This window comes from Streptomyces sp. Je 1-369 (assembly GCF_026810505.1).
Taxonomy (GTDB): domain Bacteria; phylum Actinomycetota; class Actinomycetes; order Streptomycetales; family Streptomycetaceae; genus Streptomyces.
The window spans coordinates 7,682,990-7,705,078 of record NZ_CP101750.1; the positions used below are offsets into that span (position 1 = coordinate 7,682,990).

General features: G+C 71.1%; 19 protein-coding genes and 1 pseudogene. 14 read left to right on the plus strand and 6 right to left on the minus strand.

Annotated elements, in window-relative coordinates; genetic code table 11:
- The first annotated feature begins 257 nt into the window (after positions 1-257).
- On the plus strand, positions 258-998 hold the full coding sequence (locus NOO62_RS34305) for a GOLPH3/VPS74 family protein (RefSeq protein WP_268774680.1): 741 nt from the start codon (positions 258-260) through the stop codon (positions 996-998).
- A 21-nt stretch (positions 999-1,019) separates the two neighbouring features.
- Here the strand turns inward: NOO62_RS34305 and NOO62_RS34310 are convergent, their stop codons facing one another.
- Positions 1,020-1,436 (minus strand): SsgA family sporulation/cell division regulator, encoded by a 417-nt coding sequence (locus tag NOO62_RS34310; RefSeq protein ID WP_268774681.1) that lies wholly within the window; start codon positions 1,434-1,436, stop codon positions 1,020-1,022.
- A gap of 222 nt (positions 1,437-1,658) precedes the next feature.
- Between NOO62_RS34310 and NOO62_RS34315 the strand changes: the two genes are divergently transcribed.
- Positions 1,659-2,762, plus strand: coding sequence for a WD40/YVTN/BNR-like repeat-containing protein (locus NOO62_RS34315; RefSeq protein ID WP_414930936.1), 1,104 nt, complete (start codon positions 1,659-1,661; stop codon positions 2,760-2,762).
- A gap of 19 nt (positions 2,763-2,781) precedes the next feature.
- On the opposite strand, the gene NOO62_RS34320 is transcribed toward NOO62_RS34315, so the two are convergent.
- From NOO62_RS34320 to NOO62_RS34330, 3 genes are all read right to left on the minus strand, one after another.
- Positions 2,782-3,081 carry a YciI family protein gene (locus NOO62_RS34320; RefSeq protein WP_268774683.1) on the minus strand — a complete coding sequence of 100 codons (300 nt, stop codon included), beginning with the start codon at positions 3,079-3,081 and terminating at the stop codon, positions 2,782-2,784.
- Between the two features lie 59 nt (positions 3,082-3,140).
- Complete coding sequence (locus NOO62_RS34325) at positions 3,141-4,586, minus strand: flotillin family protein (RefSeq protein ID WP_268774684.1); 1,446 nt, start codon at positions 4,584-4,586, stop codon at positions 3,141-3,143.
- A 74-nt stretch (positions 4,587-4,660) separates the two neighbouring features.
- Positions 4,661-5,176 carry a hypothetical protein gene (locus NOO62_RS34330; protein WP_268774685.1) on the minus strand — a complete coding sequence of 172 codons (516 nt, stop codon included), beginning with the start codon at positions 5,174-5,176 and terminating at the stop codon, positions 4,661-4,663.
- Positions 5,177-5,342: 166 nt separating this feature from the next.
- Between NOO62_RS34330 and NOO62_RS34335 the strand changes: the two genes are divergently transcribed.
- Both NOO62_RS34335 and NOO62_RS34340 read left to right on the plus strand, forming a co-directional pair.
- Positions 5,343-6,032, plus strand: a complete 690-nt coding sequence (locus tag NOO62_RS34335; protein WP_268774686.1) for an endonuclease V — start codon at positions 5,343-5,345, stop codon at positions 6,030-6,032.
- A 58-nt stretch (positions 6,033-6,090) separates the two neighbouring features.
- Entirely contained in the window at positions 6,091-7,536 is a 1,446-nt protein-coding gene (locus NOO62_RS34340) for a glyceraldehyde-3-phosphate dehydrogenase (protein ID WP_268774687.1), read from the plus strand.
- Positions 7,537-7,610: 74 nt separating this feature from the next.
- On the opposite strand, the gene NOO62_RS34345 is transcribed toward NOO62_RS34340, so the two are convergent.
- Positions 7,611-8,843: a saccharopine dehydrogenase family protein gene (locus tag NOO62_RS34345; RefSeq protein WP_268774688.1), complete on the minus strand. Its 1,233-nt coding sequence runs from the start codon at positions 8,841-8,843 to the stop codon at positions 7,611-7,613.
- A 179-nt stretch (positions 8,844-9,022) separates the two neighbouring features.
- On the opposite strand from NOO62_RS34345, the gene NOO62_RS34350 reads away from it, so the two are divergent.
- The 5 genes from NOO62_RS34350 (at position 9,023) to NOO62_RS34370 (ending at position 15,948) form a co-directional block, all read left to right on the plus strand.
- A complete protein-coding gene (locus NOO62_RS34350) occupies positions 9,023-10,177 on the plus strand; it encodes a CaiB/BaiF CoA transferase family protein (protein ID WP_268775919.1) in 1,155 nt (384 codons plus the stop codon).
- Positions 10,177-11,052, plus strand: coding sequence for an LLM class flavin-dependent oxidoreductase (locus NOO62_RS34355; protein WP_268774689.1), 876 nt, complete (start codon positions 10,177-10,179; stop codon positions 11,050-11,052). The genes NOO62_RS34350 and NOO62_RS34355 overlap by 1 nt, the downstream gene beginning before the upstream one ends.
- A 44-nt stretch (positions 11,053-11,096) precedes the next feature.
- Entirely contained in the window at positions 11,097-12,239 is a 1,143-nt protein-coding gene (locus NOO62_RS34360; protein WP_268774690.1) for an acyl-CoA dehydrogenase family protein, read from the plus strand.
- A gap of 55 nt (positions 12,240-12,294) precedes the next feature.
- On the plus strand, positions 12,295-13,509 hold the full coding sequence (locus NOO62_RS34365; protein WP_268774691.1) for an acetyl-CoA C-acetyltransferase: 1,215 nt from the start codon (positions 12,295-12,297) through the stop codon (positions 13,507-13,509).
- A gap of 255 nt (positions 13,510-13,764) precedes the next feature.
- Complete coding sequence (locus NOO62_RS34370) at positions 13,765-15,948, plus strand: 3-hydroxyacyl-CoA dehydrogenase NAD-binding domain-containing protein (protein WP_268774692.1); 2,184 nt, start codon at positions 13,765-13,767, stop codon at positions 15,946-15,948.
- Between the two features lie 105 nt (positions 15,949-16,053).
- On the opposite strand, the gene NOO62_RS34375 is transcribed toward NOO62_RS34370, so the two are convergent.
- A complete protein-coding gene (locus NOO62_RS34375; protein WP_268774693.1) occupies positions 16,054-16,812 on the minus strand; it encodes a MerR family transcriptional regulator in 759 nt (252 codons plus the stop codon).
- A gap of 72 nt (positions 16,813-16,884) precedes the next feature.
- On the opposite strand from NOO62_RS34375, the gene NOO62_RS34380 reads away from it, so the two are divergent.
- From NOO62_RS34380 to NOO62_RS34400, 5 genes and pseudogenes are all read left to right on the plus strand, one after another.
- Positions 16,885-18,696: an AMP-dependent synthetase/ligase gene (locus NOO62_RS34380; protein ID WP_268774694.1), complete on the plus strand. Its 1,812-nt coding sequence runs from the start codon at positions 16,885-16,887 to the stop codon at positions 18,694-18,696.
- Positions 18,697-18,854: 158 nt separating this feature from the next.
- Positions 18,855-20,324, plus strand: coding sequence for an amino acid permease (locus tag NOO62_RS34385; RefSeq protein WP_268774695.1), 1,470 nt, complete (start codon positions 18,855-18,857; stop codon positions 20,322-20,324).
- A 61-nt stretch (positions 20,325-20,385) separates the two neighbouring features.
- Positions 20,386-20,653 (plus strand): annotated as a pseudogene (locus tag NOO62_RS34390) (hypothetical protein).
- 120 nt (positions 20,654-20,773) lie between these two features.
- Positions 20,774-21,175, plus strand: a complete 402-nt coding sequence (locus NOO62_RS34395; protein ID WP_268774696.1) for a hypothetical protein — start codon at positions 20,774-20,776, stop codon at positions 21,173-21,175.
- A gap of 71 nt (positions 21,176-21,246) precedes the next feature.
- Positions 21,247-22,041, plus strand: a complete 795-nt coding sequence (locus NOO62_RS34400) for an alpha/beta fold hydrolase (RefSeq protein ID WP_268774697.1) — start codon at positions 21,247-21,249, stop codon at positions 22,039-22,041.
- The last annotated feature ends 48 nt before the right edge of the window (positions 22,042-22,089 follow it).

Sequence of the window (22,089 nt, forward strand, 5' to 3'; positions counted from 1 at the left end):
GGTTGCGTGGTGTGAAGCGCGGTCAGGGGCAACGCGTTCGAGACACCGCGGCGGAGGGAAGGCCGGAGAATGAGAAAAGGCCTGTGCCGGGGGACGGGACGGCTCGTGAAGCCGAGGTCGCACACGACGCGCACGGCAGCGAAGGCTGTGTGACGCGGTGTCTCATGACCTCAGACGAGCAACGTCCTACTCCTATCGACGGCAACAGAATCGTTGTACACCGTAGGACGTGTTCCGGGGGGTGTCAACGTCTTATCGTGCGGCCACGCCCCGGCTCCGTGAACGCCGACCGAGGAGGCGCCGTGCACTACGGCACGCTGTCCCTGCCCGCCAGGCTGCTGCTCCTGGCGTGGAACGGGGAGAGAAAGAAGTTCACCGGCGGCCCCGACCTGCACCTCGTCATCCGCGCGGGCGCGCTGGCCGAGCTCGCCCAGCGCGGTGTGATCGTCGAGACGGACGGCATCGTCACCCCGGTGACCGGTGCGCGCACGGGCGACACGGTGCTCGACGCACTCGCCGAGCTCATCGAGGAGTCCAGGCCGCGCAAATGGCGCGGGTGGATGACACACCGTTCAGGCAACACCCTGAACGAGGTACGTGACCAGCTCACCGCCCACGGCTATCTGCGCCTGGAGCGCCGGCGCGTCCTCGGGATCTTCCCCGTACGGCACTGGGAGCTGGAGCGCGCCGGATACGCGGAGGCGCTGCAGGCCGAGGCGGGCATGGTGCTGCGCGGGCCCCGGTCGATCACGGAGGTGTCCGAGAGCGAGGCGGCCCTCGTGATGTGCGCGGCCACCGGCAAGGTGCGTCCGTTCGTCACCGGCAAGGACCGCAGGCGGTACAAGGACCGGCTCACGGAGCTCACCGACCGCGGCGGGGGCGCGTCGCTCGAGGTGACCCAGCAGATGCGCGCCCTCCGCAAGGCGCTGGCCTCGGCGATCACGGCCGCGGAGACGGCGCGCTCGTCGAGCGGGGGAGACGGGGGAGGCGGGGACTGAACCGAAGGGCGAACCCGTCGCTCAGCACGCGTCCCGCATCAGCTCGGCCAGGTCCTGGTCCAGATCCACGTGGCGGCTCTCCTGCCCGGCCGGCACCAGCGTCATCGTGCGGTGCAGGAAACGGCGGAGGTCGCCGGTGCGGATGTGGACGATCGCGGTGCCCTCGGGGGCGTGGAACTCCACGACCGTGCGGTCGAACCCGTACGGACGCACGCGCACGTCGCCGTCGCCCACCGCCCGCTCCACGCCGTGGACGAGGAGCTCACGGGCGAAGGTCCAGTAGACCTCGACGCCCTCCAGGGTCGCGGGAGCGGGGAAGCTCATGCGCACGGCGAACGGATCCCGCCGGTCGTAGTGGAGCGTTGCGGGAATGGTCGGCATCCGCGGCTCGGCGGCGACCAGGCGGGCCTCTACGGCTTGCTCGATGACGGTGGACAACGCCTGCTCCCTCACTGACTGCTGGACGACTGGGGTCGGCACTTGAATAGACGACGGAAAGACCGGATCCGTGCACACGGAGGGCGGTCCGGAGCGAGTGACCTCTGTCACCGCGACACCCTGGCGGGGTTCGCGGTTCCCAGCGACCACCCCATGGGGGACGCCTTCAGGCCATCTGGACGAGGGCCCGCGCGTCGGCTAGCTTCGCCCGCCATGAGGGGCATGGGGAAGACGAAGTCGACGAGGCGGATGGTATTGACGGGACTGTGCGGGGCGATGCTCGCCGGAACCGTCCTCGCGGCACCGGGCGCCGCGCGGGCGGACGGCGGCGCGCACCACCCGGACCGGAAACCGCACTGGCAGCTCAAGGACAGCGGCACCGACGCCCGCTTCCGGGGCCTCGCCGCGGTCAGCCGGAACACGGCGTGGGTGGCCGGTACGAAGGGGACGGTGCTGCGTACCGCCGACGGGGGCAAGACGTGGCGCGAAGTCTCCCCGCCCGGCGCCGCCGGTCTGGAGTTCCGCGACATCGAGGCATTCGACGGCCGCCGCGCGGTGGTCCTCGCCATCGGTGAGGGCGAGGCGTCGCGGGTGCTGCGCACCGACGACGGCGGGGCCACCTGGACGGAGTCGTTCCGCAACACCGACGCCAAGGCGTTCTACGACTGCATGACCTTCTTCGACCGGCGCCACGGCCTGGCGATGAGCGATCCCGTCGACGGGAAGTTCCGCATCCTGTCCACCGCCGACGGTGGCCGGCCCTGGAAGGTCCTGCCGAACGCCGGGATGCCCGCGGCACAGGAGGGCGAGGCCGGGTTCGCGGCGAGCGGCCAGTGCCTGGTGAGCAACGGGCCGCGGGACGTGTGGCTGGCCACGGGCGGTGCGGCACGCGCGCGTGTCCTGCACTCCGCCGACCGCGGACTGACCTGGAAGGCCATCGATGCGCCGATCCCGGCGGGCGACCCGGCCCGCGGCGTCTTCGGGCTCGCCTTCCGCGACCGTACGCACGGCATCGCGGTGGGCGGCGACTACCGCGCAGACCAGCCGTCCCCGAAGGCGGCCGCGGTGACCCGGGACGGCGGCGGCCGCTGGGACCAGGCGGGGGCGCCGCCGCCCGCCTACCGCTCGGGCGTGGCGTGGTTCCCGCACAGCCGCTCCGTTGCGCTCGCGGTCGGCCCGACGGGCACCGACGTCACGACGGACGGCGGCCGGAGCTGGCGGACCGTCGATTCCGGGTCGTACGACACCGTGGACTGCACCCCTGACCGGGGCTGCTGGGCCGCGGGGGAGAAGGGACGGATCGCCCGCCTGGAGGGACGGCGGTAGGCCGGCCCCGACGCGGGGTTCAGGCCGGGAGCTGCTCGCGGTACGTGGCGAGGGGCGGGGCCGTCTTCGTCGCGTAGAACTCGGTGATCCGGTACGTGCACACCTCGGCCACGGTGAACGGGTCCTCGGCGACGAGCTTCTCGATCTCCGCGCGGTCCCGCGCGACGGCGATGATCACGCCGCCGTCGCGCGGGTTCTTGCGGCCCGATGCGATGAACACGCCTGCCTCGTACTGCTGGTCGAGCCAGGCGACGTGGGCCTCCAGCTGCTCGTCGACGGCGGAGACCGGCGCGGTGTAGGTCAATTCGAGAATGAACATGATCGCGAGGCTACCGGGCGGCCCCGGCTGCGCAGACCTCGGCCAAGGACGACGTGTGCTCAGTCGGTGACTTCGATCTTCCCGTTGGCCGAGGGGGCCGAGGGGGCGGAGGCAGCCGGGGCGACGGGGCTCGCGGACCTGCCGCCCGTGATGTTCTTGAGCAGCTCGGCGAGGTCGACCCCCGTCGTGGAGCTGAGGAGCTCGACGCCCTGGGCGACGTTGTCGGCGACCGTGCGGGACAGCTGGCCCGCCCCGTCCGTCGAGATGACCGTCATCTTGTCCACCGCGCTGAGCGGCTCGGACGCCTTGGCGACCACGCTCGGCAGGACCTCGACGAGCATCTGCAGGACGGCCGCGTCGCCGTACTGCGCGAACGCGTCGGCCTTCTTGCGCATCGCCTCCGCCTCCGCGGCACCCCGTGCGCCGATCGAGGCGGCCTCGGCCTCACCCTCCAGGCGTACGGCGTCGGCCAGTGCGGCACGGTGCGCCTTCTCGCCCTCACCGGTCAGACGAGCCCGCTGCGCGTCGGCCTCCGCCTGCTTGACCAGGCCGATCCTGCGGGCCTCCGCCTCCTGCTCGGCCTGGTAGCGCGCGGCGTCGGCGGGCTTGCGGACCTGGGTGTCCAACTCGCTGTCGGTGAGCGCCGCCTGGCGCTTGGCGACCTTCTCCTGCTCGGTGAGCACGTCCTGCTGCCGCGCGGCCTCGGCGAGCGGCCCCGCGGCGCTCGCACGCGCCGCCGCCTCGTCCGTCTCGGCCTTGATCTCGGCCTGCTTGAGGTAGAAGGTCCGCTGCGCGACGGCGATCTCCTCCTCCGCCTTCAGGCGTGCCTGCTCGGCGGCGCGGCGCGCCACGGCCTCGGCGATGTCCGCCTCCTGCCTGGCGCGGGCGGCCTCCGGACGGCCGAGGTCCTCCAGGTAGGAGCCCTCGGTGGTGATGTCCTGGATCTGGAAGGCGTCGAGGACCAGGCCCTGCCCGGAGAGGCTGGCCTCGGCCTCCTCGGCGACCTGCCCGGCGAACGCGGCACGGTCCCGGATGATGTCCTCGACCGACATGCGGCCCACGATGGAGCGCAGCGCGCCGGAGAGCACCTCCTGCGTGAAGCCGACGATGCCGTCCTGCTGCACGAGGAAGCGCTGGGCCGCGGCCCGTATCGAGTCCTCGGTGCCGCCGACCTTCACGATGGCGACGCCTTCGAGGTTCGCCTTGACGCCGCGCAGCGTGACCGCGCCACGCACGGCGATCGGGATGTGCCGTGAGGACAGGTCGAGGGTGAACTTCTGCTGCACGAACGGCACGACGAAGACGCCACCGCCGACCACGACCTTCTGGCCGCTGTTGTCGGTCATGACCCGGCCGGTGTCCGGATCGGTGGACTTCTTGCCGCGCCGGCCGGTCACGATGAAGGCCTCGCTGGGCCCGGCGACCTTGTAGCGCGTGATGACGACGAGCGCCAACAGGACGAGGAGTACGACGACTCCGACGAACGAGAACAGAACTGGACTCATGGTGCATTCCCCCCTTGCCACCCGGGGACGGCAGATCGGTTGCGAAGATTGGTGAGGCGGTGGAACGGTGGCGCTCAGCGTTCGACGGGCCGGACCGCCACCGACGTCGGCGACAGTGCCGCGTCGACCCAGATCTCGGTGCCCTGTGCCACCGCGGCGGAGCTGCGGGCCGCGTACTTCACGCGCTGGCCCGCGAGGTGCAGCAGCACCTCGCCGTAGCCGTCCGCCGGAATCGCCGTGACCACGGACCCCGCGGTGCCCACGAGATCGTCGCCGCGCGGTGTGGGAGCGGTCTGTTCGCGCATCAGGGCGCGGGTGACCTTCCACGTCACCCAGCCCGCCCCGGTCCCGGCGCAGGCTCCCGCGACGGTGGCGGGACCGGCGCCGAGGCCGGTCGTGCCGAGCACGAGCGCTCCGCCGAAGCCGAGCATGGAGACGAATCCGGCGATGACCGGCAGGGACAGGAGCCCGTCGAAGAGCCCGTCCAGCGCCCCCGCTCCTCCGAAGAGTCCTTCCAGGACCCCGTCGAGGAGGAGCGAGAGCACCAGCAGCACGATCCCCGCGATGCCGAGACCAAGAAACACCGTCATCGGATCACTTCCCCCGTCGCGCCGTTCACCTCGGTACGAGGGAATGGTGACATGGCGGACCGGTGCCGTTCATTGCCTGAACCCGGCAATCTTTACGCGTCTTTAATGCCGAACGCCTTCGGCCGGAAGGGGGCGCGTTTTCGCGCCAACTAGGCTTCCCCGCACTATGAGCAGCTACGCGATGCCCTCCGACTGGCCCACCGACGAGCGGACGGCACGCGCCGTCCAGGACGAACTGCGCGCCCGCGTCGTCCTCGACGAGACGGGCCCGCCGCCCGGCACGGGCCGTGTGACCGGCGTGGACGTCGCGTACGACGACGAGCGGGGCGTCGTCGCCGCGGCCGTCGTGGTCCTCGACGCCGCGACGCTCGACGTGGTCGAGGAGGCGACGGCCGTCGGCAAGGTGGCGTTCCCCTATGTCCCCGGCCTGCTCGCGTTCCGTGAGATCCCCACGGTCCTGAGCGCGCTCGGCGGGCTGCGCTCCGACCCCGGCCTGGTCGTCTGCGACGGCTACGGAGTGGCCCACCCGCGCCGCTTCGGCCTGGCGAGCCACCTGGGCGTCCTGACGGGACTGCCGACCATCGGCGTCGCCAAGAACCCCTTCACCTTCGCGTACGAGGATCCGGCCACCGCGCGGGGAAGCGCGTCGCCGCTGCTGGACGGCGCGGAAGAGGTGGGGCGTGCGCTGCGCACCCGCGAGGGCGTGAAGCCGGTCTTCGTCTCCGCGGGGCACCGGGTCTCCCTGGACCGGGCCTGCGCCCACACCCTGCGCCTCACCCCCCGCTACCGGCTGCCGGAATCCACCCGCCGCGCGGACGCGCTGTGCCGCTCGGCACTGCGGGAAGTGGCCGGTTGAGAGTCGGACAAGTGAGCGGGTTAGCATATGAGCGCCGCCTAGCTCGAAAGATACTCCTGTGACTGTCAATGACGACTCGTTCACCAATTGGAAGCACCGCGAGGAGATCGCGGAGTCGATGATCCCGATCATCGGGAAGCTGCACCGCGAGCGGGACGTGACGGTCCTGCTGCACAGCCGCTCCTTGGTGAACAAGTCGGTGGTCAGCATCCTGAAGACCCACCGATTCGCCCGGCAGATCGCCGGTCAGGAGCTCTCGGTCACCGAGACGCTGCCGTTCTTGCAGGCTCTCACCACGCTCGACCTCGGCCCCTCGCAGATCGACCTGGCCCTGCTCGCGGAGGCTCACAAGGCCGATGACCGCGGACTGACCGTCGAGCAGTTCACCGCCGAGGCGGTCGCCGGGGCCATCGGCGCCAACAAGGCCGAGCGCAGCGAGGGACGCGACGTCGTCCTGTACGGCTTCGGCCGCATCGGCCGCCTCGTCGCCCGTCTTCTCATCGAGAAGTCCGGCTCGGGGAACGGCCTGCGGCTGCGCGCCATCGTCGTGCGCGGGGGCGGCGACCAGGACCTCGTGAAGCGCGCCTCGCTGCTGCGCCGCGACTCCATCCACGGCCAGTTCCAGGGCACGATCACCGTCGACGAGGCGAACAGCACGATCGTCGCCAACGGCAACGAGATCAAGGTGATCTACGCCAACGACCCGTCCGAGGTCGACTACACGGCGTACGGCATCAAGGACGCCATCCTCGTCGACAACACCGGCAAGTGGCGCGACCGCGAGGGCCTCTCCAAGCACCTGCGCCCGGGCATCGACAAGGTCGTCCTGACCGCCCCCGGCAAGGGCGACGTCCCGAACATCGTGCACGGCGTCAACCACGACACGATCAAGCCGGACGAGCAGATCCTGTCCTGCGCCTCCTGCACCACCAACGCGATCGTCCCGCCGCTGAAGGCGATGGCGGACGAGTACGGCGTGCTGCGCGGCCACGTGGAGACCGTCCACTCGTTCACCAACGACCAGAACCTGCTGGACAACTACCACAAGGCCGACCGCCGGGGCCGCTCCGCGCCGCTCAACATGGTCATCACCGAGACCGGCGCCGCCTCCGCCGTCGCGAAGGCGCTGCCCGACCTCAAGGCCCCGATCACCGGCAGCTCGATCCGCGTGCCCGTGCCGGACGTCTCGATCGCGATCCTCAGCCTGCGCCTGGGCCGCGAGACCACCCGCGACGAGGTCCTGGACTACCTGCGCGACGTGTCGCTGCACTCGCCGCTGAAGCGGCAGATCGACTTCACGACGGCACCCGACGCGGTCTCGATGGACTTCGTCGGTTCGCGCCACGCGTCGATCGTCGACGCCGGTGCCACCAAGGTCGACGGCGACAACGCGATCCTCTACCTCTGGTACGACAACGAGTTCGGCTACTCGTGCCAGGTCATCCGGGTCGTCCAGTACGTCTCCGGCGTCGAGTACCCGACCTACCCGGCGCCGGTGGCCTGACCCCCGGCTCACCGGACCCCAAGGGAAATGCCCCCGCACGCGCGCGTGCGGGGGCATTTCCCTGTGCCGTCCCTCTAGAGGTGCGATGCCTCGCGCTCCGCGACGACCCGGAACGTGAGCCCCACCGTCCGCAGTCGCTCGATCAGCGCGTCGCCCATCGCCACGGCCGTCGTGACCTGCCCGGCCGTCGGCGGCAGGGAGTCCAGGGCGAGGCAGAGCGCCGACTCGCCCAGCATCCGCGCGGTCTCCCCGTAACCGGGGTCGCCGCCCGACACCTCGGTGAACACCCGCTTCCCGCCGCCCTCGCCGACGAACCGGACCGAGAACCACGACGACGCACGGCGTGCCTCGTCAGGGCCGTCCCCGGGCTTCAGGCGCGCGGACAGCCACCGCCGCGCGGGCGGCAGCTGCGCGACCGCGAGGAGCCCGCCGAGGGCCACGGGGGCGGCCAGTGCGACCGGCAGCGACTTCACGGCCGCGTAGTGCCGGTAGCGGAAGTCCGGCCCGTACCGGTCCAGGGCGCGCGCCGAGCGCTGCACCACCTGAGGGTCGATCGTCGGCAGCGGAAGTGCCCACGCGCCGACCTCTCCCGCGTACCGGGGCGTGCCGGGCGGGGCGTACGCCTTGCGGCCCACCGCCCGGGGTTCGTGCCGGCGGCGGTCCTTCGCGGCGGCGAGCATCTGCGGTCCCCGCCCGAACTGGTTGAGCGCGGAGGCGAAGGTGCCGCCGGAGAACCGCGCGCCGACCCTGACGAACCCGTCCACGCGCAACGGCACGTCCTCGGGCAGCTGCTGAACGGTGAAGTAGGCCCCCAGGTCGTGCGGGACCGAGTCGAAGCCGCAGGAGTGCACGAGCCGCGCGCCGGTCTCCCGCGCGCGGGCGTCGTGCTTCACATACATGAGGTCGACGAACTCCGGCTCACCCGTCAGGTCCACGTAGTCAGTGCCCGCTTCGGCGCACGCCCCGACTAGCTCCTGTCCGTACGTCAGGTACGGCCCGACGGTGGAGGCGACCACGCGCGCGTGGGAGGCCATGTCCCGCAGCGACGCGGGGTCCGCCACGTCGGCGCGGACGAGGGGGAGTTCCGCGCACGCCGGACTGATCGCGGAAAGCCGCTTCCGCAGCCCCTCGAGCTTGCTGGTGTCGCGCCCGGCGATCGCCCACCGCACTCCTTCGGGGGCGTGGGCGGCGAGATGCTCAGCGGTGAGCACCCCCACGAAACCCGTCGCTCCGAAGAGCACGATGTCGTACGCGCGCTCGCTGACGTCGCTGTTGTCGCTGCTCTTGTCGCTCTTACGACTGGTCATGGCACCTCTCCGCCGTAGGCCCCCGCGCAGTTGTCGGTGGCCGAGGCTAGCGCGCGTCGCGGCGACGCCGCCAGAATTGTCTAAGCGCTTGCTCGTCAAGGGCTTGTGCGTAGTGGAACACGTTCTTAGCATCACTGGTGTTACATCAGTTGTGTCACAGTGCTGGGGGCTCAATGACGATGCCGGGCAAGGGCGTTCACGGACCGCTCGCCGGAGTGCGTGTGGTGGAGCTGGCGGGCATCGGGCCCGGCCCGTTCGCGGCCATGCTCCTTGCCGACCTGGGCGCCGACGTCGTGCGCGTCGACCGGCCGGGCGGCGGCGGCCTCGCGATCAACCCCGAGTATGACGTGACCAACCGCAACAAACGGTCCGTCATCGTCGACCTCAAGGCTGATGACGGCCCTGCGCGCGTCCTCGGCCTGGCCGCACGCGCCGACGTCCTCATCGAGGGCTACCGGCCCGGCGTCGCCGAGCGCCTCGGCGTGGGACCCGACGCCTGCCACGCCCGCAATCCGAAGCTGGTCTACGGCCGGATGACCGGCTGGGGCCAGGAAGGGCCGCTCGCCCAGCGCGCGGGCCACGACATCGCGTACATCGCCATCACCGGCACCCTCGGCATGATCGGCAACCCCGACGAGCCGCCCGCCATCCCCGCGAACCTCGTGGGGGACTACGCGGGCGGCTCGCTCTATCTCGTCGTCGGCATCCTCGCCGCGCTGCACCACGCGCGCGTGCACGGCACCGGACAGGTGGTGGACGCCGCCATCGTCGACGGCGCGGCCCACCTCTCCACGATGATCCACGGCATGCTCGCGGCCGGCGGCTGGCAGGACCGGCGCGGCGCCAACCTCCTGGACGGCGGCTGCCCGTTCTACGGGACGTACGAGACCGCGGACGGCGGCTACATGGCCGTGGGCTCCCTGGAGCAGCAGTTCTACGACGAGTTCACCGCCCTGCTGGGCCTCGCCGACTCCGCGCCCGCCCGCAAGGACCTGGCCCGCTGGGGCGAGCTGCGCGAGGCCGTCGCCGCCCGCTTCAAGGAACGTACGCGCGACCAGTGGACGGCCGTCTTCCAGGACTCCGACGCGTGCGTGGCGCCCGTGCTCTCCCTGCGCGAGGCGCCCGCCCACCCGCACCTCGCGGCCCGCGGCACCTTCACCGACCACGGCGGCATCACCCAGCCCGCTCCCGCGCCCCGCTTCTCCGCGACCCCGGCCCAGGTCCGCAGCGGCCCCGCACAGCCCGGCGCAGACACCGCCGACGTGGCCCGCGACTGGGACGTACCGGCTCTCTCGCACCCATCGACCCGAGCGACCGCGGAGGAAGACCACTGATGCAGATCTCCGCACCGCTCGCCTACGCGGGCGACCCGCGCGAGGCCGCCGACAGCGCCGCCGCCCTGGAGTCCGCGGGCCTGGACGCCGTGTGGGTCGCGGAGGCGTACGGCTTCGACTCGCCCACGACCATGGGCTATCTGGCGGCGCGCACGGAGCGCATGAAGATCGGCGCCGCCATCCTCAACGTCTACTCCCGCACCCCCGCCCTCATCGCCCAGACCGCCGCGGGACTCGACGCGGTCTCCGGCGGGCGCGCGATCATCGGGCTCGGCGCCTCGGGCCCGCAGGTCGTCGAGGGCTGGCACGGCAAGACGTACGACAGGCCGCTCGGCCGCACCCGCGAGACCATCGAGCTGACCCGCCGCATCCTGCGCCGCGAGGTCATCGACCACCACGGCATCACGGACATGCCGCTGCCCCCGGAGAAGGGCGGCAGGCTCGGCAAGCCCCTGAAGATCCTCACCAAGCCGGTACGGCCCGAAGTCCCGCTGTACGTCGCCTCCCTGGGCCCCGCCAACGTCCGTATGACCGCCGAGATCGCCGACGGCTGGCTGCCCACCCTCTTCCTCCCCGAAAAGGCCCACCAGGTGTGGGGCGCCCCGCTCGCCGAGGGCAAGGAGAAGCGTGATCCCGCCCTCGGACCGCTGAAGGAGGCCGCACGCATCCAGGAGCTCTACCTGGCAGGCAAGAAGAAGGAAGCCGAAGCCGCCGTCCCCGACGAGTTCTGCGAGCTCATGTCGCTCTGCGGGCCCGCGGGCTACGTACGCGAGCGCGTCGAGGCCTTCCGCGCGGCCGGCGTCACCATGCTCAACGTCATTCCCGTCGGCCCCGAGCCGGCCAAGTCGATCGAAACCGTCAAGGGCTGGCTCTGACCGGGCCCACCGGTTCCCACAGGGCTCCAGGAGGCCACGTACACATGAAGCGGCAGATCTTCTCCGCCGAGCACGACGCGTTCCGCGAGACCGTCCGCACCTTCCTCGCCAAGGAGGTGCTGCCCCACTACGAACAGTGGGAGAAGGACGGCATCGTCTCCCGCGAGGCCTGGCTCGCCGCGGGCAAGCAGGGGCTGCTCGGCCTCGCCGTTCCCGAGGAGTACGGAGGCGGCGGCAACGACGACTTCCGCTACTCCGCGGTCCTCGCCGAGGAGTTCACCCGCGCGGGCGCCGCGGGCCTCGCCATCGGCCTGCACAACGACATCATCGGTCCCTACCTGACCTCCCTCGCCACCGACGAGCAGAAGCGGCGCTGGCTGCCCGGCTTCTGCGGCGGCGAGACCATCACGGCCATCGCGATGACCGAGCCAGGCGCGGGCTCCGACCTCCAGGGCATCCGCACCACCGCCGAGGACCGCGGCGACCACTGGGTGCTCAACGGCTCCAAGACGTTCATCTCGAACGGCATCCTCGCCGACCTCGTCATCGTCGTCGCCAAGACGTCCCCCGATGGGGGCGCCCACGGCCTGTCCCTCCTGGTCGTCGAGCGCGGCGCGGAAGGCTTCGAGCGGGGCCGCAACCTCGACAAGATCGGCCAGAAGTCCCAGGACACCGCCGAGCTGTTCTTCAACGACGTACGCGTCCCCAAGGAGAACCTCCTCGGCGAGCTGAACGGTGCCTTCATCCACCTGATGACGAACCTCGCGCAGGAGCGCATGGGCATCGCCGTCGCCGGGATCGCCGCCGCCGAGCACCTCCTGGACATCACCACGACCTACGTGAAGGAGCGGGAGGCCTTCGGGCGTCCGCTCGCCAAGTTGCAGCACATCCGCTTCGAGATCGCGGAGATGGCCACCGAGTGCGCCGTCACCCGCACGTTCCTCGACCGGTGCATCGTCGATCACTCGAACGGGGAACTCGACGCCGTGCACGCGTCGATGGCGAAGTGGTGGGCCACCGAACTGCAGAAGCGCGTCGCCGACCGCTGTCTGCAACTGCACGGAGGCTATGGCTACATGACGGAGTACCGCGTCGCCAAGGCCTTCACCGACGGACGCATCCAGACCATCTACGGCGGCACGACCGAGATCATGAAGGAGATCATCGGCCGCTCCCTCCTCGGCTGACCGCCCCCGCTCCTCCCGGACCTCACCCTCTCGGACACCCTCGAAAGGCACACGCGTGACCACCGAAGCGTACGTATACGACGCGATCCGCACCCCGCGCGGACGCGGCAAGGCCAACGGCGCCCTGCACGGCACCAAGCCCATCGACCTCGTCGTGGGCCTGATCCACGAGATCCAGGCCCGCTTCCCCGGCCTCGACCCGGCCGCCATCGACGACATCGTCCTCGGTGTGGTGGGCCCCGTCGGCGACCAGGGCTCCGACATCGCGCGCATCGCGGCCATCGCGGCCGGGCTGCCCGACACAGTCGCGGGCGTCCAGGAGAACCGCTTCTGTGCCTCCGGCCTCGAAGCGGTCAACCTCGCCGCGATGAAGGTCCGCTCGGGCTGGGAGGACCTGGTGCTCGCGGGCGGCGTCGAGTCGATGTCGCGCGTCCCGATGGCGTCGGACGGCGGCGCCTGGTTCGCCGACCCGATGACCAACTTCGAGACCGACTTCGCGCCACAGGGCATCGGCGCGGACCTCATCGCCACGGTCGAGGGCTTCACGCGGCGCGACGTCGACGAGTACGCGGCGCTCTCCCAGGAGCGGGCCGCCGCGGCATGGAAGGACGGCCGCTTCGCCCGGTCCGTCGTGCCCGTCAAGGACCGCAACGGCCTCGTCGTCCTCGACCACGACGAGCACCTGCGGCCCGGCACCACCGCCGACTCCCTCGCCAAGCTGAAGCCGTCCTTCAAGGACATCGGCGACCTGGGCGGGTTCGACGCGGTCGCGCTGCAGAAGTACCACTGGATCGAGCAGATCGACCACGTGCACCACGCGGGCAACTCCTCCGGCATCGTCGACGGGGCGTCGCTGGTCGCCGTCGGCACGAAGGAGGTCGGCGAGCGGTACGGGCTCGCTCCGCGCGCGCGGATCGTCTCGGCGGCCGTCTCCGGCTCCGACCCGCTGATCATGCTCACCGGGCCCGCGCCCGCGACGCGCAAGGCGCTCGCCAAGGCGGGGCTCACGATCGACGACATCGACCTCGTCGAGATCAACGAGGCGTTCGCGGCGGTCGTGCTGCGCTTCGTCAAGGACATGGGGCTTTCCCTGGACAAGGTCAACGTCAACGGTGGTGCGATCGCGCTCGGGCACCCGCTCGGGGCGACCGGGGCGATGATCCTCGGGACGCTCGTGGACGAGCTGGAGCGGCGGGACCTCCGGTACGGGCTGGCCACGTTGTGCGTGGGCGGGGGGATGGGCATCGCCACGATCGTGGAACGGCTGTAGGGCTACGCGCCGGCGGGGCTGGGCCGCGTCGCCCACTGCGGGTCCCTCGTGGTCGCTCGCGCCGTTCCCCGCGCCCCTGAAGGCCCGCGGCTTCGCCGCGCCTTCCCCCACACGGCCCCTCGGACGGCGCACGCAGTGCGCCTTTCAGGGGCGCGGGGAACGGAGCGACCAGCCCCCACCGGCGGCCGGCCGGACACGACCCCCAGCCGCCCTCCCCGGATTCCGCCCGTCATCAGACTTCACGGAGAAACGAACATGACCGCAAGCACCACCATCCGCTGGGAACAGGACGACACCGGTGTCGTCACCCTCGTCCTCGACGACCCCAACCAGTCCGCGAACACCATGAACCAGGCGTTCAAGGAGTCCATCGCGGCGATCGCCGACCGCGCCGAGGCCGCCGTCCAGGCCGACCAGGACGCCATCCGCGGGTTCATCTACACCTCCGCCAAGAAGACGTTCTTCGCGGGCGGCGACCTCAAGGACATGATCAAGGTCGGCCCGGAGAACGCCCAGGAGGCGTTCGACGCGGGCACCGCCATCAAGAACTCGCTGCGCCGCATCGAGACCCTCGGCAAGCCCGTCGTCGCCGCGATCAACGGCGCCGCCCTCGGCGGCGGTTACGAGATCGCCCTCGCCTCGCACCACCGCGTCGCCCTCGACGCGCCCGGCTCCAAGATCGGCCTGCCCGAAGTCACCCTCGGCCTGCTCCCCGCGGGCGGCGGCGTCACCCGTACCGTGCGCCTCATGGGCATCGCCGACGCCCTCCTGAAGGTGCTGCTCCAGGGCACCCAATACAACCCGAAGCGCGCCCTGGAGAACGGCCTCGTCCACGAAGTGGCCGCCACGCGCGAGGAGATGCTGGAGAAGGCGCGCGCCTTCATCGACGCCAACCCGGAGTCGCAGCAGCCCTGGGACAAGCCCGGCTACCGCATCCCGGGCGGCACCCCGGCCAACCCGAAGTTCGCGGCGAACCTGCCCGCCTTCCCCGCCAACCTGAAGAAGCAGACGGCGGGTGCCAACTACCCGGCGCCGCGCAACATCCTCGCCGCGGCCGTCGAGGGCTCGCAGGTCGACTTCGAGACCGCGCTGACCATCGAGGCCCGGTACTTCACCGAGCTGGTCACCGGCCAGGTCGCGAAGAACATGATCCAGGCGTTCTTCTTCGACCTCCAGGCCGTCAACTCCGGCGCCAACCGCCCCAAAGGCATCGAGCCGCGCCAGGTCCGCAAGGTCGCCGTGCTCGGCGCGGGCATGATGGGCGCGGGCATCGCGTACTCGTGCGCCCGCGCGGGCATCGAGGTCGTCCTCAAGGACGTCTCCGCGGAGGCGGCGCAGAAGGGCAAGGCGTACTCCGAGAAGCTCTGCGCCAAGGCCGTGGCCAAGGGGCGTACGAGCCAGGACAAGGCGGACGCGCTGCTGGCCCGCATCACGCCGACCGCGGACCCGCAGGCCCTCGCGGGCTGCGACGCGGTGATCGAGGCGGTCTTCGAGGACACCTCGCTCAAGCACAAGGTGTTCCAGGAGATCCAGGACGTCATCGAGCCGGACGCGCTGCTCTGCTCCAACACCTCCACCCTGCCGATCACCACGCTGGCGGAGGGCGTCTCGCGTCCTGTCGACTTCATCGGCCTGCACTTCTTCTCGCCCGTCGACAAGATGCCGCTCGTCGAGATCATCAAGGGCGAGCGGACCGGTGACGAGGCGCTGGCCCGCGCCTTCGACCTGGTGCGCCAGATCAACAAGACGCCGATCGTCGTGAACGACTCGCGCGGCTTCTTCACCTCGCGCGTCATCGGGCACTTCATCAACGAAGGCGTCGCGATGGTCGGCGAGGGCATCGAGCCCGCCTCCGTCGAGCAGGCCGCGGCCCAGGCCGGCTACCCGGCGAAGGTCCTCTCCCTCATGGACGAGCTGACCCTCACGCTGCCCCGCAAGATCCGCAACGAGACCAGGCGGGCCGTCGAGGAGGCGGGCGGCACCTGGGCGGGGCACCCCTCCGACAGCGTCATCGACCGCATGGTGGACGAGTTCGGGCGCCCCGGCAGGAGCGGGGGAGCGGGCTTCTACGAGTACGTGGACGGCAAGCGCGACCGCCTCTGGCCGGGCCTGCGCGAGCACTTCACCAAGCCGGGGCACGAGATCCCGTTCAAGGACATGCAGGAGCGGATGCTGTTCTCCGAAGCGCTCGACACCGTACGCCTGTTGGAGGAGGGCGTCCTGACCTCCGTCGCCGACGCCAACATCGGCTCCATCCTCGGCATCGGCTTCCCGGGCTGGACGGGCGGCGTCCTGCAGTACATCAACGGCTACGAAGGCGGACTGCCCGGCTTCGTGGCACGCGCGCGTGAACTCGCCGAGACCTACGGGGAGCGGTTCGCGCCGCCCGCGCTGCTCGTCGAGAAGGCGGAGAACGGCGGGAAGTTCAGCGACAGCTGACGCCCCCTGGTGGCTCCGGTTACGCCTGGTCAGGGGTGGAACCGGGGCCTCCGCTGCCGCGTCGTATCCCGCCGAGGGGCATGATCACGGCAGCTGAAGGGTGGCTCAGTCCTCCTTGAGCCACTCCCTCAGCTCCTCCTTCAGGGAGCGCTGGAACGCCGTCACCAGCGCCTGCACCACCATCGGCTGCATGTGTGCCGACAGCGACCGCATCGCCGCCACCTGCTCGGCGTCCTCGGTGTCCGACTCCCGCTCGCGGTAGGGCCCCCACACCTCGTCGCGGAAGAGCCGGGACAGCTCACCGGCCGCCGAGCGCGTGTGGTCGAGCAGGACCGTGCGCGCCGCGAGGATCGTCTCGTGGGCGATGGGCACGTCCAGGAGCTGCACGCCGAGGCGCAACAGGCCCAGGTCCACGCGGTACGTCCCGGGGGCCGGGGTCCCGGCGACCACGCCCATCGCCGCGAGCCGTTCCAGGTCCGCGTCGTCGAGCGTGCGGCCCGCCCTGCGCTCCAGCTCGGCGCGCGGGACGTCCTCCGCCGAGTCGGGCGCCCAGGAGGCCACCAGGGCGCGGTGGATGGCCAGATCGTGCGCGCTCAGGTCGGCCGGCAGCTGTTCCAGGTACCGCTCGATCGCGGCGAGCGTCATGCCCTGGTGCTGCAACTCCTCGATGAGCGCGAGCCGGGACAGGTGCTCCTGGCCGTAGTGGCCGACGCGGCGCGGGCCGATCACCGGCGGCGGCAGCAGGCCCTTGGTGCTGTAGAAGCGGATCGTGCGGACCGTGACCCCCGCGCGCGCGGCGAGTTCGTCGACCGTGAGCGTCGGCTCATCGGCCTCGGTCGCGACGCTCTCGGTATCGGTCGTCATGGTGCAACAGTATTGCTGGCACACCAGTGTTGTGAAACCCTCCGGCCCAATCGATGGCACCAGGAGGCGGTCATGACCACGATCCTGCGACTCCCCGGAGACCCTGCCGACATCACGCTCCCCGCCCTGCTGCTCCGCAATGCCGAGGACCACGGAGACCTTCCCGCGCTCTCCTGGCGCGTGGGGGACGAGTGGTCGACGCTCACCTGGCGCGAGGCGCGGCGCAAGGTCGCCGTCCTGGCCGCCGGTTACGCCGCGCTCGGCGTCGAGCGCGGCGAACACGTCCTGATGATGATGGGCAACCGCCCCGAGCACTGGCTGAGCGACCTCGCCCTGGTGCACCTCGGCGCCGTCCCCGTCACCGTGTACGGCACCTCGGCCCCCGAACAGGTCGCGCACATCGTCCGGCACAGCGGGGCCCGCTTCGCGATCGTCGAGGGCGCCCGCGAACGCCCTCGCTGGGAGCCCCTCCTGGCGGACGACACCGCGCCCCTGGAGCGTCTCGTCGTCGTGGAGGCCGCCGAAGCGGGCGAGCATCGCACGTACGGCTCCCTGCACGCGACCGGCAGCCGCCTCTTCAACCCCGACGCCTTCGAGAAGGGGCGGCGCGAGAACCGCCCCACCGACGCCCTCACCGTCGTCTACACCTCCGGCACCACCGGCGACCCCAAGGGCGTCCGCCTCACCCACCGCAACGTCCTCGTGGGCGGCATCGCCCTGGACGGCGTCGTCGAGTTCCCCGACCACGTGGGCCACATCTGCTACCTGCCCTTCGCACACATCGCGGAGCGCCTGCTCGGCATCTACCTGCCGGTGCTGCGCGCCGCCCACGTCTACCTGTGCGCCGACCCCGCCCACGTGGCCGCCACCGCGCGCGAACTGCACCCCTTCCAGTTCTTCGGCGTCCCGCGCGTGTGGGAGAAGCTCGCCGCCTCCGTACGGGCGGCGCTCGCCGGGCTGCCCGATGAGCGGCGCCGCGCCATCGAGGCCGCCAACGAGACGGCACGCGCGCACGTGGCCTGCCGGGAGCGGGGCGAGGAGCCCTCCGAAGCGCTGCGGTCCGCGTACGAGCAGGCCAGGCGGGACATCCTCGACCCGCTGCTCGCACTGGCCGGCTTCGACCGGCTCGTGTGGACGGCGAGCGCCTCCGCGCCGATGCCGCCGGACGTCTCCCGCTTCTGGGCCGGGTTCGGCCTCGTGATCATGGACGCGTGGGGGCTCACCGAGACCTCCGGAGTGGTCACCACGAACAGCCCCGACGGCTTCCGGCTCGGCTCGGTGGGCCGCCCCCTGGAGGGCCTCGACGTACGCATCGCGGAGGACGGCGAGATCCTCGTGCGCGGTGCCACGGTCTTCGACGGCTATCTGCGGCCCGACGGGGGGCTCGACGACGCCCGCGACGCGGACGGCTGGTTCGCCACCGGCGACATCGGGCGGCTCGACGAGGACGGCTACCTCTGGCTCACCGACCGCAAGAAGGAAATGATCGTGACGTCGACGGGCAAGAACGTCTCGCCCGCCCTCGTCGAGAACACGCTCAAGGAGCACCCCCTCATAGGACAGGCCCTGGTCCACGGGGACGGCCGCTCCTACCTCGTGGCGCTGCTCGTCCTGGACCGGGAGATGACGCCCGCCTGGGCCGCCGCGCGCGGGATCGATGTAGAGGGCGATCCGGCCATGCACGAGGACGTGCGGGCGGAGGTGGCGCGCGCGGTCGAGGCCGCCAACGCGCACCTGAACCGCACCGAGCAGATCAAGCGCTACCGGCTTCTCACCGAGGAATGGGGACCCGACACGGGCGAGCTGACGCCCTCCCTGAAGCTGCGCCGCCGGGTGATCCGTGACAAGTACATGCAGGTCATCGACGGTATGTACACCCCTTGACCAGCATGTGAGAAGTCCCGCTATGTGACGTGCGCCACCGCGTGGGGGGCGATCTCTGGGGGAAGGTGTCCCGTCGGTCCGCGCGCGTCAGGGGTGCGCGGGCCGGGGCACATCCGGACCCCGGAGTTCTTCCGGGCACCAGAGAGTAGATCCACCACGTGAGCAAGGAAGCCGTAGATTCGGCCATCGTGGACGCACCCCGCACGGATGCGACCCAGGCCCCCGCGGACGCGGGCGACGCCGGATACAGCAAGGACCTCAAGGCCCGTCACGTCAACATGATCGCGATCGGTGGCGCGATCGGCACCGGCCTCTTCCTGGGGGCGGGCGGCCGCCTCCATTCGGCGGGCCCCGCGCTCGCCCTTGCCTACCTCGTGTGCGGCATCTTCGCGTTCTTCGTCGTCAGGGCGCTCGGCGAGATGGTCCTCTACCGGCCGTCGTCGGGTTCGTTCGTCTCGTACGCGCGTGAGTTCCTCGGTGAGAAGGGCGCGTTCTTCGCCGGTTGGATGTACTTCCTCAACTGGTCGACCACCTGCATCGCCGACATCACGGCGATCGCGCTCTACACGCACTACTGGAGCTTCTTCACCGACATACCCCAGTGGGTCCTTGCGCTGATCGCCCTCGCGATCGTGCTCGCGGTGAACCTCGTCTCGGTGAAGTACTTCGGCGAGATGGAGTTCTGGTTCTCGATCATCAAGGTCGCCGCACTGAGCGCCTTCATGATCATTGGTATCTGGCTGCTCGCCAGCCAGCACAAGGTGGGCGGCGAGACGCCCGGCCTCAACATGATCACCGACCACGGTGGCCTCATGCCGAACGGCCTGATGCCGGTCGTGATCGTCATGCAGGGCGTCGTCTTCGCGTACGCCTCGCTGGAGCTCGTCGGTGTCGCGGCGGGCGAGACCAAGGAGCCGCACAAGATCGTCCCGCGCGCGGTGAACTCGATCATGTGGCGCGTCGGCCTCTTCTACGTCGGCTCCGTGGTGCTGCTCGCGCTGCTGCTGCCCGGCGTCATGTACACGGCCGACCAGAGCCCGTTCGTGACGGTCCTCTCCAAGATCGGCGTGCCGGCCGCGGGCGACGTCATGAACTTCGTGGTCCTCACGGCCGCCATGTCCTCGCTCAACTCCGGCCTGTACTCCACCGGCCGCATCCTGCGCTCCATGGCGATGTCGGGCTCCGCCCCGAAGTTCACCGCCAAGATGAACCGCAACCAGGTCCCCTACGGCGGCATCCTGCTCACCGCGTCCCTCGGCGTCGTCGGCGTCGGCCTCAACAAGGTGGTCCCGGGCAAGGCCTTCGAGATCGTCCTGAACGTGGCCTCGCTCGGCATCATCGGCACCTGGATCACGATCATGGTCTGCCACCTGGCCTTCGTGCGCAGCGCGAAGCGCGGCGAGGTCACCCGGCCGAAGTTCCAGCTCCCGTTCAGCGGTGTCACCGAGTACGTGACCATCGCGTTCCTGCTCGCCGTCCTCTGCCTGATGTGGAAGGACGCCGAGGTCGGCCGCAAGACGCTCTTCCTCATCCCGGTCGTCGGCCTCGCCCTCGTCGCGGGCTGGTTCGGCGTCCGGCGCCGGGTCGGGCGTCAGCCCGACAGCCTCAAGGTGCCGCAGGACCGATAGCCGGTACCGCCCCCCTGCCCGCCCCACCGCCACTGTCAGTGGCAGCCCGTACGGTGGCGTCATGTCGGAGATCACGTATGTCCGAGGTGACGCCACCGCGCCGTTCGGCAAGGGCCCCAAGCTGATCGCCCATGTCTGCAACGACCTCGGGGGCTGACACCGCCCTGGCCACCCTCGCCGACAAGGCCGAGGAGCTCGGCGCCTCCGTGCACATGCCGCGCATCGGCTGCGGACTCGCGGGCGGCAAGTGGTCCCGCGTCGAGCCGCTGATAGCCGAGCGCCTGGGGGCGCGGGGGGTCGCGGTGACGGTGTACGACTTCGGGGACTGAGGCGGACCGCGGGCGGCCGAGGTCGTCTCACCCGGGTGCGAGGGCCGGGGCAAGGGCTCTGCGGACAACTGACCTGCATGTGTGCGTTGTTGTGCACGGATGAGCGGGTAGAGCCCCGTCATGCAGTTCATCCGTGTCCTCGCCGCACGTCTCCTGCTCCGCATGGAGCGCGTCCTCCTGCCCGCCCCCGCCTTCGTGCCGGTCGCCGTGCCAGGCCCCGCCTTCACGGACCCGGCCCCGCCCGGCAGCCGACGGCGAACGGACACGACGCTGTTCTCCCAGGCGCACGCGGACGGGCCGTGGGACGGCGCGGGGCAGCCGGCCACCGGGCAGGCCAGGGGAGAGGCGGAGCGCGCCGAGGCCGAGGCCGAGCTGCGCCGCCAGATCTCCGAATGGGCCTCCGAAGTGGCGGGACGCGTCGCGGCCGACCCGCTCACGGGACCTGCGGCGGGACCGGGTGCGACGCCGAGAACCGAGCCTTCCGCCGATCCCGGCACCGATCCATCGGGTTTTGGCCGCTAGGCGTACGGATTCACGCCCTCGTCCCCCGCCACCACTGGCGGCCCTGACGTCGCACCCCGAGACTCGCAGGCATGGACGTCATGGTCTCGGTCAAGGACGGCGAACTGTGGTCGCACGACTCGGGTGAACCGAGCGGCACGGGCGGCGCGAGCCTCCCTCTGATCCTTCTGCACCCGGGCGTGGGCGACTCCCGCGTCTGGGACGGCATCCTGCCGCGCCTCACGGAGCGGCACCGGGTGATCCACTACGACGCGCGGGGGTACGGCAGGTCGCCCGCCCCCACCGCCCCGTTCTCGCTGGTCGAGGACCTGATCGCCGTCCTGGACCACTACGGCGTGGGCCGGGCGGTCCTCGCGGCGTCCAGCATGGGCGGGGCGACCGCGATCAGCCTGGCGCTCCGCGACCCCGCCCGGGTGGCGAGCCTCGCCCTGATCGTCCCGGGCGTCACCGGCGCCGAGGAGCTCCTCCCGCCCGAGTTCATGGCCGAGGTCGGCCGACGCGCCCAGGCGGGCGACGTGGACGGCATCGTGACGATGATGCGGCGCGTCTCCGCGGCGGCGGGCACCGGCGCAGACCCCGAGGTGACGGCGCTGCTCAAGGCGGTGGTCCCGGCATGGTTCGCCGTGCATCCGCACCACGTGCCCGACCCGCCCGCGTACGACCGGCTCGGCGAGCTCGACGTCCCCTGCACCCTCGTCATCGGGGAACGCGACCAGCCCGAGGTGGTCCAACTGAACGAGAGCATGGCGCGGCGCATTCCGGGCTGCCGGGTGGTGCGGCTCGCGCACAGCGACCACTTCCCGACGGTGCGGGAACCGGACGCGGTCCTCAACGTCATCCTGGAGACGTACGCCGAGGCGCGCTGAGGGCACGCTGAGGCCTGCCGAGGAACAAGCGCGCCACCGCGCCGCCGG

What these genes read in the sequence shown, in the direction of transcription:
- NOO62_RS34355 (WP_268774689.1), top strand. Translation starts at nt 10,177, where the DNA reads ATGCAGATCTCCGCACCGCTCGCCTACGCGGGCGACCCGCGCGAGGCC.
- NOO62_RS34325 (WP_268774684.1), bottom strand. Translation starts at nt 4,586, where the DNA reads ATGAGTCCAGTTCTGTTCTCGTTCGTCGGAGTCGTCGTACTCCTCGTC.
- NOO62_RS34315 (WP_414930936.1), top strand. Translation starts at nt 1,659, where the DNA reads ATGGGGAAGACGAAGTCGACGAGGCGGATGGTATTGACGGGACTGTGC.
- NOO62_RS34350 (WP_268775919.1), top strand. Translation starts at nt 9,023, where the DNA reads ATGCCGGGCAAGGGCGTTCACGGACCGCTCGCCGGAGTGCGTGTGGTG.
- NOO62_RS34360 (WP_268774690.1), top strand. Translation starts at nt 11,097, where the DNA reads ATGAAGCGGCAGATCTTCTCCGCCGAGCACGACGCGTTCCGCGAGACC.
- NOO62_RS34395 (WP_268774696.1), top strand. Translation starts at nt 20,774, where the DNA reads ATGCAGTTCATCCGTGTCCTCGCCGCACGTCTCCTGCTCCGCATGGAG.
- NOO62_RS34370 (WP_268774692.1), top strand. Translation starts at nt 13,765, where the DNA reads ATGACCGCAAGCACCACCATCCGCTGGGAACAGGACGACACCGGTGTC.
- NOO62_RS34330 (WP_268774685.1), bottom strand. Translation starts at nt 5,176, where the DNA reads ATGACGGTGTTTCTTGGTCTCGGCATCGCGGGGATCGTGCTGCTGGTG.
- NOO62_RS34335 (WP_268774686.1), top strand. Translation starts at nt 5,343, where the DNA reads ATGAGCAGCTACGCGATGCCCTCCGACTGGCCCACCGACGAGCGGACG.
- NOO62_RS34375 (WP_268774693.1), bottom strand. Translation starts at nt 16,812, where the DNA reads ATGACGACCGATACCGAGAGCGTCGCGACCGAGGCCGATGAGCCGACG.
- NOO62_RS34345 (WP_268774688.1), bottom strand. Translation starts at nt 8,843, where the DNA reads ATGACCAGTCGTAAGAGCGACAAGAGCAGCGACAACAGCGACGTCAGC.
- NOO62_RS34320 (WP_268774683.1), bottom strand. Translation starts at nt 3,081, where the DNA reads ATGTTCATTCTCGAATTGACCTACACCGCGCCGGTCTCCGCCGTCGAC.
- NOO62_RS34380 (WP_268774694.1), top strand. Translation starts at nt 16,885, where the DNA reads ATGACCACGATCCTGCGACTCCCCGGAGACCCTGCCGACATCACGCTC.
- NOO62_RS34400 (WP_268774697.1), top strand. Translation starts at nt 21,247, where the DNA reads ATGGACGTCATGGTCTCGGTCAAGGACGGCGAACTGTGGTCGCACGAC.